Annotated in this window: 13 protein-coding genes; 3 read left to right on the forward strand and 10 right to left on the reverse strand. The window is 68.7% G+C overall.

The window, feature by feature from the left end; translation table 11 throughout:
* Window positions 1-57 precede the first annotated feature (57 nt).
* Entirely contained in the window at window positions 58-2,400 is a 2,343-nt protein-coding gene (gene parC, locus I6H87_RS12530; protein ID WP_010813566.1) for a DNA topoisomerase IV subunit A, read from the forward strand.
* Window positions 2,401-2,474: 74 nt separating this feature from the next.
* On the opposite strand, the gene I6H87_RS12535 is transcribed toward parC, so the two are convergent.
* Window positions 2,475-4,304: an ABC transporter ATP-binding protein gene (locus I6H87_RS12535; protein WP_010813565.1), complete on the reverse strand. Its 1,830-nt coding sequence runs from the start codon at window positions 4,302-4,304 to the stop codon at window positions 2,475-2,477.
* Window positions 4,305-4,465: 161 nt separating this feature from the next.
* Window positions 4,466-6,148, reverse strand: a complete 1,683-nt coding sequence (locus tag I6H87_RS12540) for an L-lactate permease (RefSeq protein ID WP_011615763.1) — start codon at window positions 6,146-6,148, stop codon at window positions 4,466-4,468.
* 414 nt (window positions 6,149-6,562) lie between these two features.
* On the opposite strand from I6H87_RS12540, the gene I6H87_RS12545 reads away from it, so the two are divergent.
* Window positions 6,563-7,216: a LysE family translocator gene (locus tag I6H87_RS12545; RefSeq protein ID WP_011615762.1), complete on the forward strand. Its 654-nt coding sequence runs from the start codon at window positions 6,563-6,565 to the stop codon at window positions 7,214-7,216.
* Between the two features lie 34 nt (window positions 7,217-7,250).
* Here I6H87_RS12545 and I6H87_RS12550 read toward each other — a convergent pair whose 3' ends face one another.
* Genes I6H87_RS12550 through I6H87_RS12585 form a run of 8 tightly spaced genes read right to left on the reverse strand, consistent with a single transcriptional unit; the run spans window position 7,251 to window position 13,074 of the window.
* On the reverse strand, window positions 7,251-7,895 hold the full coding sequence (locus tag I6H87_RS12550) for a glutathione S-transferase family protein (protein ID WP_010813562.1): 645 nt from the start codon (window positions 7,893-7,895) through the stop codon (window positions 7,251-7,253).
* 31 nt (window positions 7,896-7,926) lie between these two features.
* The gene (locus tag I6H87_RS12555; protein ID WP_011615761.1) at window positions 7,927-9,117 is read right to left on the reverse strand and encodes an aminotransferase-like domain-containing protein; all 1,191 of its coding nucleotides are present in this window, start codon (window positions 9,115-9,117) and stop codon (window positions 7,927-7,929) included.
* 53 nt (window positions 9,118-9,170) lie between these two features.
* Window positions 9,171-9,500, reverse strand: coding sequence for a DHCW motif cupin fold protein (locus I6H87_RS12560; protein ID WP_010813560.1), 330 nt, complete (start codon window positions 9,498-9,500; stop codon window positions 9,171-9,173).
* Between the two features lie 7 nt (window positions 9,501-9,507).
* Window positions 9,508-9,969 (reverse strand): RidA family protein, encoded by a 462-nt coding sequence (locus tag I6H87_RS12565; RefSeq protein ID WP_010813559.1) that lies wholly within the window; start codon window positions 9,967-9,969, stop codon window positions 9,508-9,510.
* A gap of 11 nt (window positions 9,970-9,980) precedes the next feature.
* A complete protein-coding gene (locus I6H87_RS12570; RefSeq protein WP_011615760.1) occupies window positions 9,981-10,964 on the reverse strand; it encodes a DMT family transporter in 984 nt (327 codons plus the stop codon).
* A gap of 46 nt (window positions 10,965-11,010) precedes the next feature.
* Window positions 11,011-11,649, reverse strand: coding sequence for a LysE family translocator (locus tag I6H87_RS12575; protein ID WP_011615759.1), 639 nt, complete (start codon window positions 11,647-11,649; stop codon window positions 11,011-11,013).
* Entirely contained in the window at window positions 11,649-12,362 is a 714-nt protein-coding gene (locus tag I6H87_RS12580) for an alanyl-tRNA editing protein (RefSeq protein WP_010813556.1), read from the reverse strand. Before I6H87_RS12580 ends, I6H87_RS12575 begins: the two co-directional genes overlap by 1 nt.
* Before the next feature lie 34 nt (window positions 12,363-12,396).
* On the reverse strand, window positions 12,397-13,074 hold the full coding sequence (locus tag I6H87_RS12585) for a VOC family protein (protein ID WP_011615758.1): 678 nt from the start codon (window positions 13,072-13,074) through the stop codon (window positions 12,397-12,399).
* Between the two features lie 84 nt (window positions 13,075-13,158).
* Here I6H87_RS12585 and I6H87_RS12590 point away from each other — a divergent pair, with 84 nt between their 5' ends.
* Window positions 13,159-14,709: an aminotransferase-like domain-containing protein gene (locus I6H87_RS12590; RefSeq protein ID WP_010813554.1), complete on the forward strand. Its 1,551-nt coding sequence runs from the start codon at window positions 13,159-13,161 to the stop codon at window positions 14,707-14,709.
* The last annotated feature ends 70 nt before the right edge of the window (window positions 14,710-14,779 follow it).

Here is a 14,779-nt window from a genome sequence, read left to right on the forward strand (position 1 = left end):
AACAAGCAACCCGGCGCGCCGGCAGTTCAACGTGGCGCGCCGAATTCTTGCCTACCCATGGAACAACAAGACATCACGTTTCAACCTGAAGAGCCGGCCGATTCGCTGACGCTGGCGCGCTACGCCGAGCGCGCCTACCTGGACTACGCCGTCAGCGTGGTCAAGGGCCGCGCGCTGCCCGAGGTGGCCGACGGCCAGAAGCCGGTGCAGCGCCGCATCCTGTTCGCGATGCACGAGATGGGCCTGCGCGCCGACGCCAAGCCGGTCAAGTCCGCGCGCGTGGTCGGCGATGTGCTGGGCAAGTTCCACCCGCATGGCGACCAGTCCGCCTACGACGCGCTGGTGCGCCTGGCGCAGGACTTCTCGCTGCGCTACCCGCTGATCGACGGCCAGGGCAACTTCGGCTCGCGCGATGGCGACGGCGCGGCGGCGATGCGCTACACCGAAGCGCGCCTGACGCCGATCTCGCGGCTGCTGCTCGATGAGATCGATGAAGGCACGGTCGATTTCGCCCCCAACTACGACGGCTCGATGCAGGAGCCCAGGCTGCTGCCGGCGCGGCTGCCGTTCGTGCTGCTCAACGGCGCCTCGGGCATCGCGGTGGGCATGGCGACCGAGATCCCGCCGCACAACCTGCGCGAAGTCGCAGCGGCCACCGTGGCGATGATCCGCAATCCCAATATCACGCTGGCCGAGCTGCTGGCGCTGATGCCGGGGCCGGACTACCCGGGCGGCGGCCAGATCATTTCGCCGGCGTCCGATATCGCCCAGATCTACGAGGGCGGCCGCGGCAGCCTGAAGGTGCGCGCGCGCTGGACCATCGAGGAGATGGCGCGCGGCCAGTGGCAGCTGGTGGTGACCGAGCTGCCGCCGAACACCTCGGCGCAGAAGGTGCTGGAAGAGATCGAGGAAATCACCAACCCCAAGATCAAGACCGGCAAGAAGGCGCTGACGCAGGACCAGCAGCAGCTCAAGGCCACCGTGCTGGCAGTGCTGGATGCGGTGCGCGACGAATCGGGCAAGGATGCGCCGGTGCGGCTGGTGTTCGAGCCCAAGAGCAAGAACGTCGGCCAGCAGGAGTTCATCCATACGCTGCTGGCGCATACCAGCCTGGAGTCGGGCGCGCCGATCAACCTGGTGATGATCGGCACCGACGGGCGCCCGCGCCAGAAGGGCCTGCGCGAGATCCTGTCGGAGTGGATCGCGTTCCGCTTCGACACCGTCACGCGCCGCACGCGCCACCGCCTGGGCAAGGTCGAGGACCGCATCCATATCCTCGAAGGCCGGATGCTGGTGCTGCTCAATATCGACGAGGTGATCCGCATCATCCGCGAGAGCGACGAGCCCAAGCCGGCGCTGATCGAGGCCTTCGGCCTGAGCGACCGCCAGGCCGAGGACATCCTCGAAATCCGGCTGCGCCAGCTGGCGCGCCTGGAAGCGATCCGGATCGAAAAGGAACTCAAGGAACTGCGCGAGGAGCAGGCCGACCTGGACGTGCTGCTCAAGTCCGAGACCATGATGCGCCGCCGCATCATCAAGGAGATCGAGACCGACGCCAAGCAGTACAGCCCGGAAGACAAGGACCCGCGCCGCACGCTGATCCAGGAAGAGCGCCGCGCCGCGGCCGAAGTGCGCGTGATCGACGAGCCGGTGACGGTGGTGATGTCGCAGAAGGGCTGGGTGCGCACGCGCCAGGGCCATGGCCACGACGCGCAGCAGTTCACCTTCAAGGCCGGCGACGCGCTCTACGGCACCTTCGAATGCCGTACCGTCGACGTGCTGCTGGTCTTCGGCACCAACGGCCGGGTCTATTCCGTGCCGGTCGCCAGCCTGCCTGGCGGGCGCGGCGACGGGGTGCCCATCACCACGCTGATCGAGCTGCAGTCCGGCAGCCAGGTCGCGCACACCTTTGCCGGCAGCGCGGAGCAGCGCATGCTGATCGCCACCGCGGGCGGCAATGGCTTCCAGACCAAGGTCGGCGATATGATCAGCCGGCAGAAGGGCGGCAAGTCGTTCCTGACGCTGGATGACGGCGACACGCCGCTGGCGCCGGCGCCGATCGGCGACGAGGCCACGCATGTGGCCTGCCTGTCCGGCAACGGCCGCCTGCTGCTGGTGGCGCTCGATGAAGTGAAGGTGCTGTCCGCCGGCGGGCGTGGCGTGATCCTGATCGAGCTGGAACCCAAGGAGAAGCTGCTGCAGGCGGTGGGCGTCGGCGCGCCGGGGCTGATGCTCTCGGGCGCGGGGCGCGGCGGCAAGCCGACCTCGCAGAAGCTGGCAGGCGTGGCCTTGCAGGCCTACGTCGGCAAGCGCGCGCGCAAGGGCAAGGCGATCGAGGCCAAGCTCAAGGAGCCGCGCATCGATCCGGTGCGCGTGGAGCCGCCGGCTGGCGGCAATTGATTAGCTGAATCGTCAGCCCAGGCGAATGTTTGCTCCCCTCTCCCGCAAGCGGGAGAGGGGAGCAAACCAGCGACTCAATCCACTCCCACAAATCCCCCGGTCTGATGCGCCCACAGCCGCGCATACAGCCCGCCGTGCGCCAGCAATTGCGCGTGCGTGCCGCTTTCCACGATATGGCCGTTGTCCAGCACCACCAGCCGGTCCATGCGCGCAATCGTCGACAGCCGGTGGGCGATGGCGATCACGGTCTTGCCCTGCATCAGCGTTTCCAGGCTTTCCTGGATTGCCGCTTCCACTTCCGAATCCAGGGCCGAGGTGGCTTCGTCCAGGATCAGGATCGGCGCATTCTTGAGCAGCACGCGCGCGATGGCAATGCGCTGGCGCTGTCCGCCTGACAGCTTCACGCCGCGCTCGCCGACCTGTGCCTCCAGCCCGGTATTGCCGTGGGCGTCGACCAGGTGCGGGGTGAATTCGTCGGCGCGGGCGCGGTGCAGGGCTTGCTGCAGTTCAGCCTCGGTACTGGAGGGTTTGCCGTAGAGCAGGTTCTCGCGGATCGACCGGTGCAGCAGCGAGGTGTCCTGCGTGACCATGCCGATCTGTGCGCGCAGGCTTTCTTGCGTGACCGCGGCGATGTCCTGGCCGTCGATCAGGATGCGGCCGCGCTCGACGTCGTAGAGTCGCAGCAGCAGGTTGACCAGCGTCGACTTGCCGGCGCCGGAGGGGCCGACCAGCCCGATCTTCTCGCCCGGGCGCACCGTCAGGTCCACGCCTTCGATGACGCCTGAGCCCTTGCCATAGTGGAATCCCACCCGCTCGAAGCGGACCTCGCCATGGGTGACGCGCAACGGCTTCGCGTCGGCGCGGTCGGTCACCACGCGCGGCACGGCTATCGTCTTCATGCCGTCCTGCACCTGGCCGACGTTTTCGAAGATGCCGTTGACCACCCACATGATCCAGCCGGACATATTGTTGATGCGGATCACCAGCCCGGTGGTGAGCGCAATCGCGCCGGTGGTGACGTGCCCCTCGCTCCACAGCCACAGGGCCAGCCCCGTGGTGCCGGCAATCAGCGCGCCGTTCATGGCGGTGATGGTGATGTCCATGCCGCTGATCATGCGCCCGGCCAGCCGCGACTTCTCGGTCTGCTCGGACATGGCGTCGCGCGCATAGTCTTCCTCGTGACGGGTGTGGGCGAACAGCTTGAGTGTGGTGATATTGGTGTAGCCGTCGACGATACGCCCCATCAGCCGGGAACGCGATTCCGTGGCGACCACCGAACGCTGCTTCACGCGCGGCACGAAGTGGAGCAGGGCGGCCACGTAGCACGCGATCCACAGCAGCAGCGGGATCATTAGCCGCCAGTCGGCCTGCGCGAACAGCACCAGCGAGCTGATCGCGTAGATCACCACGTGCCAGATTGCGTCCACCGCCTGCACCGCGGAATCGCGCAGCGAGAAGCCGGTCTGCATGATGCGCTGCGCGATGCGCCCGGCAAAATCATTCTGGAAGAACGACAGGCTCTGCTTGAGCACGTAGCGGTGGTTCTGCCAGCGGATCAGGTTGGCCAGGCCGGGGTTGATGACCTGGTGCACAAGGACGTCGTGCAGGCCGAAGAAGATCGGGCGCAGCAGCAGCGCCACCACGGCCATCCACAGCAGCTCGTTGCGATGCCGGCTGAAGAACTCCGCGCCTGGCGTGGTCTGTGCCATGTCGACCAGCCGGCCGAGGAAGCTGAACAGCGCCACCTCGATCAGTGCGCCGACCAGACCCACCAGCAACAGCAGCGCGAACACACCCCACACTTCGCGCAGGTACCAGGCATAAAAGCGCCAGACCTGGCCGGGCGGCTCGTGGTCGGGCATGCCCCGGAAGGGGTCGATCAGTCTTTCCAGGCGACGCAACATGGCAGGTTTCCCGTTGTGCCCGGCGCGCCCTGGCGTCTTCGTGGGAGGTGGGGGCGCGCGTGCGGCGGATCAGACACAACATGATACGCGCCTTGCACAATGGAAAAGCCCCGCCAGGGGCGGGGCCTTGTCAGAACCGCAGTGCGGAAACTTCTGAATGGTCAGGGATGGTGGATCACCATATGCGTGAACGGCGGCACATAGGCCTGCAGCGTCACGAACAGGCCCACCAGGATCGCCAGCACGATCGAGTGGAAGAACACGTAGCGCAGGATGTCGCCTTCGTGGCCGTACCACTTGGTCGCGGTCGAGGCCACCACGATGGACTGCGCATCGATCATCTTGCCCATCACGCCGCCTGAGCTGTTGGCCGAGGCCATCAGCACCGGCGACAGGCCCAGCTGCTCCGCCGTGGTCTTCTGCAGGCCGCCGAACAGCACGTTCGAGGCCGTGTCCGAACCGGTCAGCGCCACGCCCAGCCAGCCCAGCATGGTGCCGAACAGCGGATAGAACACGCCGGTGTGGGCGAAGGCCAGGCCCAGCGTGGCATCCAGGCCCGAGTAGCGGGTCAGGTAGCCGACGCCGAACATCGCGCAGATGGTCAGCAGCGAGTAGCGCACCAGCTTGATGGTTTCCCAGTATTCCTTGAACAGGCGCGGCACCGAGTAGCCCATCAGCAGGCCGCCGGCGATGGCCGAGACAAAGATGCCGGTGCCGGCCATCGACAGCACGTTGAAGTTGAAGACCGCGCCTTCGATGACGTCCTTGGGCACGACCGGCGGCACCTTGACGATGGCCTTGTCCAGCCCCGGGATCGGGAATTTCCACGCCCACAGGCTATCCATCAGCTTCTTGAACTCGGGCACGCCCCAGACAAAGACGAACACCGTCAGGATCACCCACGGCATCCAGGCCTTGGCCACCGAGATGCCGGCCGAGGCGGCGCTGGCGCGGGCATCGGCTTCGAGCGCTTCGGGATGGTCGACCTTGGAGTCGTCGTGGCGGCCCAGGATCCTGGTCGAGGTCCAGATCTCCTTCGGATGCCAGACCTTCAGGAACAGCGTCAGCGAGCCCATCGACACCAGCGCGGCGATCACGTCCACCAGCCACGGTCCGTGGTAGTTGGACACCAGGAACTGCGGGATCGCAAAGCTCACGCCCGCCACCAGGATCGCCGGCCAGATCGCCAGCATGCCGCGGAAGCCGGCAAAGGCCCAGATCAGCCAGAACGGCACGATTACGGAGAAGAACGGCAGCTGGCGGCCGATCATGGCCGACAGGTCGAGCAGGTCCAGCCCGGTCACCGACGCCAGGCCGATGATCGGGGCGCCCAGCGCGCCGTAGGCCACCGGCGCCGTGTTGGCGATCAGCGCCAGGCCCGAGGCGGCCAGCGGCGAGAAGCCCAGGCCGATCAGGATGGCGCCGGTCACGGCCACCGGTGTGCCGAAGCCGGCCGCGCCCTCGAAGAAGGCGCCGAAGCTGAACGCCACCAGCAGCAGCTGCAAGCGGCGGTCCTCGGTGATGCCGGAGATCGAGTTCTGCAAGACCTTGAATGACCCGTTAAGGGTTGTCAGCCGGTGCAGGAAGATGATGTTCAGCACGATCCAGCCGATCGGGAACAGCCCGGACACGATGCCCAGCCCCGCTGCCTTGCCGGCCATTGCCGCCGGCATGCCGAACACCGTGGAGGCGACCACGATGCCGATCAGCAACGCCAGCCCCGCCGCCAGGTGGGCCTGCATATGAAAGAACGCCAGCGCTGCCAGCAGCACGGCGACGGGAACGCCCGCGGCAATGGTCGACAGCGCCATATTGCCTAGCGGGTCATAGACTTGACTCCACACGATCGATGTCCTCCTCAGGTTGGCTCAGGCGCCGGGACGATCTGCGTGCCCTCGGCGCCGTGCATGCGCTTTGCCCCGGCGAGCGGCATCCGCCGCGCGCGGGAAAGAACCAGCGATTGTAGGAACGGGTTCCGTGTTCGCTGTCGTATATTGCGTCATGCCTGGCATGAGCCACATTCAGGGATCAGGGTTTCCCTGGGGGGCATTGCGGCGCACGTGGTGCCTTCCAGGCACTCCGGCGAGAGTACTCTAAACGGCGCCTGTTGCAAAAGTCTGCGTGCCTGCCACCGGCTTGCATGACCGGCCCGGCAGCCATGCCGGGACTGGCATAAGCGCCGGCGCTCGGCGCATACTGGCGGGCGTCATGCCGCAGGCGCGCTGCCGCCCGCATCCAACCATTGAATGAGGCTGCCCATGACCGAATTCCTTCCCCCCTGGCCTTTGCTGACCGCATTCGTGCTGGCCAGCCTGGCGCTGGCCATCACGCCCGGCCCGGCCGTGGTCTATATCGTCACGCGCACGCTGGCGCAGGGCCGGCAGGCCGGGCTGGCCTCGATCGGCGCGGTGGCGCTGGGCAACCTGGGCAACGCGATCGGCGCCTCGCTGGGGCTGGCGGTGCTGTTCTCGGTATCGGCGCTGGCGTTTTCGGTGGTCAAGTACGCAGGGGCGGCCTACCTGATCTGGCTGGGCATCCGCGCCTTGCGTGGCGGCGCCGCGGCGGCTGACGGCGGCACGGTTGAAGCAGCGCCACGCAGCCTGCGCCAGGTGGTGCGCGACGGCTTCGTGGTGGCGCTGCTCAATCCCAAGACCGCGATCTTCTTTGCCGCCTTCCTGCCGCAGTTCATGAACCCGGCAGGCTCGGCGCTGACGCAGAGCCTGGCACTGGGCGTGGCCTTCGTGCTGATCGCCGCGACCACGGACGCCTGCTACGTGATGGCCGCCGCCGCGGTGATGCCGGCACTGCGCCGCGCCGGCAGGGCGCGCGCGCTCGGCCGCTACCTGACCGGCGCGGCGTTTATCGGGCTGGGGGTATTTACCGCGGCGTCGGGCTCGCGCGCGGCGAAGTAAGGCAGGACGGCAGGAAAGAAAAAACTGCCGCGGCTCAGCGCAGCGGCAGTTCCAGGATGCCGTCCGCGGCGGGGCGGGCGCGCATTGCGCTCAACCAGCGCTCCAGGTTGGGGCGCGACTGGTGCTTGAGCGGCAGCCCCATCCAGCGGTGCGCGGCGCAGGCCAGCGAGATGTCGGCCATGGTGAAGCGGTCGCCGCCGATGAACTCGCGCCCGGCCAGCGCCTTGTCCAGCAGTTCGGCCAGCGGCTCGGTGCGCTCGCACGATGCCTTGATGGCAGCCTCGTCGCGCTCCGCCTTCGGCTTGCGCACCAGGTTCAGGAACGCCGTCACCATGGCCGGGCTGAAGGCGGTGGTCTGCCAGTCCATCCAGCGGTCGGCCGAGGCGCGTGCCTTGACGTCCTCGGGCCACAGCGTGCCTTCGCCGTAGCGCGCGCACAGGTACCGCACGATCGCATTGGATTCCCACAGCACGAAGGGCTCGCCGCCGACATCGGTGCCGCGGAAATCCTCGATCACGGGGATCTGGCGGTTCGGGTTCAGGCGCACATAGGCCTCGGTGTCGAGGTCGCCCTTGGTCACGCCGATATCCACGCGCTCATGGTCCAGGTGCAGCTCGCGCGCGCACCAGACCACCTTCTGCACGTTGATGGAGGAGAGTCGGCCCCAGATACGCAACATTTCGGCTCCAGTGGTGATGCGCGTCCGGGCTTCAGGCCGCGCGCGGTTGCCTGGCGGCGGCCGCGGCGATGGCTTCGCGGAACAGCTCGCCAAGGATGGCCACGCCCTGCTCGATGCGCTCTGCCGACACCGTGACGAAGGCCAGGCGCAGCGCGTTGCGCTTCGGGTTGCTGGCGTAGAACGGCGCGCCCGGCACATAGGCCACGTTGCGCTTCACGGCTTCTTCCAGGATCACCATGCTGTCCAGGCCCTCGGGCAGCTCCATCCAGATGAACATGCCGCCTTCGGGCTCGTTCCAGGTCACGCCCTCGGGCATATGGCGCTTGAGCGCATCCAGCATGTACTGGCACTGCTTGCCGTAGAGCTCGCGGATGGTCGGGATATGCGTGTCGAGCAGGCCGTCGCGGATGGTCTCGTAGGCCACGCGCTGGGTGAAGGTCGGCGTGTGCAGGTCAGACGCCTGCTTGGCCTGGCACAGCTTGAAGTGCAGCTCGGGCGGGGCGATCACGTAGCCCAGGCGCATGCCGGGGGCCAGGATCTTCGAGAACGAGCCCATGTAGATCACGCCGTCCGGATTCATCGACAGCAGGCTGGGCAGCTGGTCGCCGGTGTAGCTGAGCGCGCCGTAGGGATCGTCCTCGACCAGCAGCACGCCCTGTTCCTTGGCGCGGGCCACCAGCGCCTCGCGGCGTTCCAGCGGCAGGCGGCGCCCGGTCGGGTTCTGGAAGTTGGGCAGGGCGTACAGGAAGCGCGCGCCGGCGGTCAGCTCGGGCGTCAGCGCCTCGGGCAGCAGGCCCTTGTCATCGCTGGGGATCGAGACGAACTCAGGTTCGAACAGCGAGAACGCCTGCAGCGCGCCGAGGTAGCTGGGGGTTTCCACCAGCACCTTGCTGCCCGGGTCGATCATCACCTTGGCGATCAGGTCCAGTGCCTGCTGCGAGCCGGTGGTGATCAGCACGCGCTCGACCGGCGCGTCATGGCGCCTGGCGACGAACTCGCGCAGCGGCAGGTAGCCTTCGGTCGCGGCGTATTGCAGCGCCGCCTGCGGGTTGTCGGCGAATACGCGGGCCGTCGCTGCCTCCATGGCCGCTACCGGGAACGAGGCCGGCGACGGCAGGCCGCCGGCGAACGAAATGACTTCCGGACGCTCGGTGACCTTCAGGATTTCGCGGATGGCCGAGCTGGTCAGTTGCTGTGCCCGGCGGGAGATGGCCCATTTCATGATGTGTCTCTTGTGGTCTGGGGGAGTTCTGGGCTGAGCGGCAAGCCTGCCGCTCAGTCAACGATAAATAGTCGTGCGCCCTTCGGCGAGGACGAACGGTGCGCTTCCGCCTGGTCGGCTACCTGGTAGCTGGTGCCCGCGCCGAGCACGAACTGCCGGCCGTCTTCCAGCTCGGTATGGAGCTCGCCGTCCAGCACGAACAGGATATGGCCCTTGCTGCACCAGTGGTCGGCCAGGTAGCCCGGCGAATATTCGACCATGCGCACGCGGATGTCGCCGAACTGGCGCGTGCGCCAGGTGGCCTCGCCCTGCTCGCCGGGGTGGCGGGTCGGCGCGATGGCCGACCAGTCGGTGGTGCCGAAGGGCAGGTTGTCGATGCGCATGCGGGCCTCAGGCCGCCTTCACTTCGGCGATCATCTCGATCTCGACACAGGCGCCCAGCGGGACCTGCGCCACGCCGAAGGCGCTGCGCGCATGCTTGCCCTTGTCGCCGAACACTTCGGCCAGCAGCTCCGACGCGCCGTTGGTGACCAGGTGCTGCTCGGTGAATTCGGGAGTCGAGTTGACCAGGCTCATCACCTTGACGATGCGGGTGACGCGGTTCAGGTCGCCCACATGCGCGTGCAGCGTGGCCAGCAGGTCGATGGCGATCGCGCGCGCTGCGGCCTTGCCGGACTCGGTATCGATGTCCTTGCCCAGCTTGCCGGTCCATACCTTGCCGTCCTTGCGGGCGATATGGCCCGACAGGAACACGGTGTTGCCGGTTTGCGCGGCCATTACATAGGCGGCGGCGGGGGCGTTGACGGCCGGCAGTTCGATGCCGAGGCGGGCAAGGGTGTCGTAGACGGACATGTAGGCTCCAGTCAGTGAATGCGTCCAGGGAGGATCGGTGGCGTTTCCGGGGCGGGGGCGGGTGCGCTTTGCTGCACGGCGGCGCGGCGGCCGAGGGCCACGACGGCGATCACCGCCACCGCGAAGGCGATGGTGGGGGCGTCAAGCGGCTCGGCCAGGATCAGCGCACCGCCCGCCAGCGTCAGGAACGGCTGCAGCAATTGTATCTGGCCGACGCGCGCCACGCCGCCTTTTGCGAGGCCGGCGTACCAGAAAAGGAAGCCGACAAACATCGAGAACACCGACACATAGGCCATGCCGCCCCAGGCGCGCGGCGACGCCGCGGCTATTGCCGGCAGGTCGCGCAGGGTCAGCCAGGCCACCACCGGCACCAGCACCGGCAGCGACACCACCAGCGCCCAGCTGATGGTTTCCAGCCCGCCCTGCTCGCGCGACAGCTTGCCGCCCTCGGCATAGCCCAGCGCGCCCAGCACCACGGCGGCGAACAGGTACCAGTCCGCATGCTGCAGGCCGCCGGCACCCTGCCAGACGGCAAAGCCCACCACCAGCGCGCTGCCGGCCACGGCCGACAGCCAGAACGCCGGCGACGGCCGCTCACGCCCGAGCCAGGCGGCGAATACCGCGGTCGCCAGCGGCAGCAGGCCGATCACGATGGCGCCGTGGCTGGCCGGCACCTCGCGCATCGCCAGCGAAGAAAACAGCGGGAAACCCGCCACCACGCCCAGCGCGGTCACGGCCAGCCGCGGCCACTGGCCGCCGCGCGGGCGGCGGCTGGCGGACAGCGCGCCGCGCCAGGCAAGCAGCGCCAGCGCCAGCAGCGCGGCCAGCACGGCGCGCGCCAGTGCCACAAAGACCGGGTCCAGCTCGGCCACCGCCATGCGCGTGAACGGCAGCGTCTGGCTGAAGATCGCCACGCCGACAAAGCCGAGCAGCATGCCGCCGGAGGCCGGTGGGGCAGACGTCAGTGGCGGAGAAGCGGGGCGGCTGGCGGGCATGGTCGGGGTCTTGGTTGTCATCGGCTCGGAATCGGATCGCCGCGGGTCACGGCACGCCCGGGCTGGCGCTGACCGCAATCCACAGCGCGGTCAGCGCCAGCGCCGCGCCCATGGCGCGGTTGAACCAGCTCACGCGCTGGCCTTGCTGCAGCCATTGCCGCAACGACGCGCCCAGCACGCCGTACACGCCGTTGCTGACAAAGCCCAGCACGGCGAACAAGCCGCTCACCAGCAGCACGCGCTGCAGCGGCGAGGGCGCGCCCGTCATGTAAGAGGCCGCGACTGCCAGCGCCAGCATCCACGCCTTGATGTTGGCGTACTGCAGCACCGCCGACTGCCACACGCTGAGCGGGCGCAGCACCTGCTTCTGCGCCAGCACCGTGCTGCGCGCGATCTTCCACGCCAGCCACAGCAGGTAGGCCACGCCGGCCAGGTGCACGCTGGCGGCCAGCGCGGGCTGGCCCAGGATCAGCGCGCCCACGCCCAGTGCGCACAGCGCCAGGATGCTGGCAAAGCCGAAGGCCACGCCCACGCAGTGCGGCAGCGTGGCGCGCAGCCCGAAGTTGGCGCCGGTGACCGCGGCGATGGTGGTGTTGGGCCCGGGCGTGAACAGGCCCACCGTCAGCAGGGTCAGCAGGGCCAGGAACTGCGCGGCCGTCAGGCCGGTGAGCAAGCCGGACGCCATCACGCGAACGCGACCACCACGCGCCGGTTGGTGCGGCTCTTCTTCTCGATCCTGGTCACCACCACTGCGCCGATCTCGCTGGTGTTGGCCACGTGCGTGCCGCCGCAGGGCTGGCGGTCCACCCCGGGGATTTCGATGATGCGGATGCTGGCCGTGCCCGCCGGCGGCGCGGCGCCGATGGTGCGCACCAGCTCGGGCTGGGCGGCCAGTTCCTGCGGCGTGATCAGCGTGGTGCGCACGGCGGTGTCGGCGTGGATCAGCGCGTTCAGGCGTTCGGTCAGGTCGGCCTTGTCCAGGGTCGATTCCGGCAGGTCGAAGTCGACGCGCGCCGACTCCGGCGAGATGCCGCAGCCGGTCACCGGCACCGGGATCAGCGAGCCCAGCAGGTGCAGGCAGGTATGCAGCCGCATCAGCTTGTGGCGTCGCGCCCAGTCGATGGTCACGGTGACGCGCTCGCCCACGCGCGGCAGCGGCGCATCCGGTGCGGGCACATGCAGGATGCGGCTGCGGTCTTCGGCGTAGATGGTGTCGGCGATGGCCACCGTGCGCCCGTCGGCCAGCGCCAGCGTGGCGGTGTCGCCGGCCTGGCCGCCGCTGCGCGCGTAGCACACGGTTTCGTCGAGTTCGATCCCTTCGGCGCCGGCCGCCACCACGGTGGCGGTGCAGTGGTCGAGGTAGGGGTCTTCGTCGAAGCGCTTGCGGGTGGCGGACATCGGGGGTCTCCTGGTGGGCTTGTTCCGGGTGTGGCTAGCGCAGGGTGCGGATGCCCTGCGCGGTTTCGATTTCGGCGCTCAGTTCAGGCGGGCCGTCGGCCTGCTCGATGGCGATGAGGTGGTCGGCGCCCAGCCAGGCCAGCCCCTGGCGCAGCAGTTCGGCGCGCGGGTGGCGCCCGGACAGCCTGCGCAGCGCCAGGCCCTGCCGCGGCAGGCTGGCGCCGGGGTAGCTGGCCACGTCCCACTGGATCAGGCTGGGCAGCAGGCCGTCGCCGGCGCTGTCGGCTTCGCCCGGCCAGGCCGGCAGGCTGCCATCCTCGGGCACGGTGATGCGCCAGTGCAGGCCGCCGCGGGTCATCGGGATGACCGGGGCGATGCGCTCCGGGTACTGCGCCTGCCACCGGCCCAGGTCGGCGGGGCGTTCCACGCGCGCAGCCCAGTGCAGCAGGAAGGGGCCGTCGCGCAGGCGCTGCTGCACGGCCTCGGTGTCCAGGCCGAACCAGCGCGCCCGGGCCGGCGCTGTTGCCGTCGGATCGACCGCGATCACTTCCAGGTAGACGCCGCCGAACATGCCCAGCACACGGTTGTGCGTGCCCATGGCCGTGTGCGCACCGCCGCCCTGGGGCGCAATGCCCAGCAGGCCGGCAACATGGTCCGTGCCGGCGTCCAGATCGGGCGCGGCGATGACAAGGTGATCGAGGGCGAGCTTCATCTTGGCTTGATGGTAGACAAGGTAGTCGGTACAGTACCGGTACAGTTGAGCGGATCGTATTCAGTACAGTTGCAGGAGCAGCACATGGATGCCAACAGCAGGGATGGCGACGCCGGCGGCGAGACCGCCACCGTCACCCGTCAGAAGGATAGCGGAGGCGACGCCCACAGCACATCGGGGCATACCTCCGGCCGCGCGCTGCGGCTGGTGGTGCCGCCCACCGAGCGCTTCCCGGATCCGATCCCCTCGGCGCAGATGACGCTGGTCGAGCAACTGACCGAATGGGCCCGCATGCGCATCGACGAGCGCGTGTTCCGCTCCGGCATGCGCATGCCGTCGATCCGGCAGCTGGCCCAGGAGAAGGGCATCTCGCGCTTTACCGTGGTCGAGGCCTATGAGCGGCTGGTGGCGCTGGGCTACCTGGAATCGCGCCGCGGCTCCGGCTTCTACGTGCGCGAGCGTGCCCCGGCCGCGCCCGCGGCGCCGGTGTCCGGCGCCGTGGCGGTGGCGCGTAATATCGACGTGACCTGGCTGCTGCGCAGCATGTTCCATACCGCCGAGGCGCACAAGGCGCCCGGACTGGGCTTCCTGCCCAATGACTGGCTCGACGGCGAACTGATCGCCAGCGCGCTGCGCGGGCTGGGCCGCCAGCCCGGCAACCATTTTCTGGCCAGCGGCACGCCGCAGGGCTTCCTGCCGCTGCGCCAGCAGTTGCGCACCCGGCTGGAAGAACTGGAGATCGGTGCCAGCGCCGAGCAGATCGTGCTGACCTCGGGCATCACCCAGGCCCTGGACCTGATCGCGCGGCTCTACCTGCAGCCCGGCGACACGGTGCTGGTGGGCGACCCGGCCTGGTTCGTGATGTTCGGCCGCTTTGCCGCGCAGGGCGCCCAGGTGATCGGGGTGCCGTACACCGCCGAAGGGCCGGACCTGGAGGCGCTGGAGCGCATCGTGCAGGCGCGGCGGCCCAAGCTGTTCGTGATCAACTCGGTGCTGCACAACCCCACCGGCACCTCGCTGTCGGCGGCCAAGGCCTTCCAGCTGCTGCGCCTGGCCGAGCAGTACGACTTCCTGATCGTCGAGGACGATATCTACTGCGACCTGTGCCCGCCCGGCCACGCCGCCACCCGGCTGGCCAGCCTGGACCAGCTGCGCCGGGTGATCTACCTGGGCAGCTTTTCCAAGACGCTGGCGGCCAACCTGCGCGTGGGCTTTATCGCCGCGCACCCGGAGACGGCGTCGGCGCTGACCGACAGCAAGCTGCTGGCGGGGCTGGCCACGCCGGAGATCAACGAACGCGTGCTGTACAAGGTGCTGACCGAGGGCCACTACCGCAAACATGTGGAGCGCGTGCGCACCCGGCTGGACCGCGCCCGCGACGAGACCCGGCGCGAGCTGGAGCGCCTGGGCCTGCGGCTCTTTCCCGGCCAGCACGCCGGCATGTACCTGTGGGCCGATACCGGCCGCGACACCAACGCGATCGCCACCGCGGGGCATGAAGAGGGCTACCTGTTCGCCCCGGGCAGCCTGTTCTCGCCGTCGCAGATGCCGTCGGGCTGGATGCGCTTCAACGTTGCCAGCAGCGGCCACCCGGAAATGCTGGCCTTCCTGGCGCGCCAGCTAGAACGCCTGTAAGTCACATCCCGGCAGCACCCGGGCCTTGAAAAATGGCCCGGGCGGCCCTATGTCTGGCGGCACCGGCCAC

The sequence above is a fragment of the Cupriavidus necator genome (assembly GCF_016127575.1).
GTDB lineage: Bacteria > Pseudomonadota > Gammaproteobacteria > Burkholderiales > Burkholderiaceae > Cupriavidus > Cupriavidus necator_D.